Annotated in this window: 1 protein-coding gene; it reads left to right on the forward strand. The window is 42.0% G+C overall.

Annotated elements, in window-relative coordinates:
- The first annotated feature begins 632 nt into the window (after window positions 1–632).
- Window positions 633–1106, forward strand: coding sequence for a GNAT family N-acetyltransferase (locus ACCI49_RS24655; protein WP_371841908.1), 474 nt, complete (start codon window positions 633–635; stop codon window positions 1104–1106).
- The last annotated feature ends 236 nt before the right edge of the window (window positions 1107–1342 follow it).

The raw sequence follows: 1342 nt of genomic DNA on the forward strand, positions 1-1342 counted from the left end.
GGTTCCTGGCTTGTTTGTGTGGAAGCTAACCAGCCTACAGCCAGCTGGCCTCCTTCGCTACCGCCAAGTGTGTCGGTTATTGTGGGAATCTAGGTTTTACTTACGTTTTGGAAGGTGGATTTAGTCCGAATCGCCCCGTAAACCCTCATTACACCGTGCTGGAGGTAAGTGTTTGGTTTTTTTTCAGGGCCGACTAAATATCCTCTCCTCCCAGCGTTGAACGGACATTTAAGTGTTTGTATTTTGAACAGCTTGTGCGAATTATATAAGGGCGTCTAGGTAAAGTTGGTGGTCTTTGAAGGCCCTAGGCTGGGCTTCGCATTTTACAGTGCAGAAGGAGGGCGACTGAAACAATCGCCCAACAGCTATATGGTCGCCGAATACCATATCGGATGGGTTGATGCCTGAGTATACCATAGGGAATGCTAAGTATTCGGCCGGTAAAATTCTGTGGCATACAGTCGGTTAATCGGCGCATCGTAAATGTGTAAAAACTAGTTTGAAATGTCTAAAATGGCCCTGAAGATTCAGCAAAAAAATCTGTAAATATCAGGTGGTTATACGATCTAAGCTTCAGATTCAGTGAGGCCGTTAATTGATTAAGTTACTGGAAAGGATTCGCTGTGAATAAAATGGAATTTATAGATTTAAGCCATGTAAAGATTGGGGAGTTACTTACTATCCTCAATGAACAGAAAATTAGAAAACACTTGATAGAGCATGCTTATTTTGATGTTGCCAGTCTTAGACAGTGGGTTGAAAATAAGATTAAGATTGACTTGCTCCCTGGTTGCCGTATCCGTGCTGTATATATTAATGGAATATTAGCTGGATGGTGTGGAATACAGCCGGATGATAAAGGTTTTGAGCTTGCAATTGTTATTTCCCAGAAATTTTGGGGCTCTGGAACCTTGGTGTTCAAAGAATTAATGCGGTGGGCGAAAGAGTTGGGACATAAAGAAGTACTACTTCATTTACTCGAGAGCAGACCTGAGTATAGAATTTTGAAAAGGGTGGCCACTCAGGTTCACAAAACAGAACTATTAGGAAGATCTTTTACGACCTATTATATTGGTGTAGGTAGTGATGCGTATTATGACGTTTAATCAGTAAAGAGGTTTGACTAAGCTATGCTATTCCTGAGTGTAGCCTCAAAATATATAGCCTCTATGGGTCGGCACACCAGGGTAATATGTGTCGCCGCAAGGCAGCTGCCTCTAGGGTGCGCGATAGACAAACGAAGCGTAGAAAATACCTGAATACATAGATGTGGATTATAGGTAGTGTTCAGAATTCTGTGTCATTTCTTTACCATTAACAAAAAAGAGATGACCCATGACCA

The sequence above is a fragment of the Microbulbifer epialgicus genome (assembly GCF_041447265.1).
Taxonomy (GTDB): domain Bacteria; phylum Pseudomonadota; class Gammaproteobacteria; order Pseudomonadales; family Cellvibrionaceae; genus Microbulbifer; species Microbulbifer epialgicus.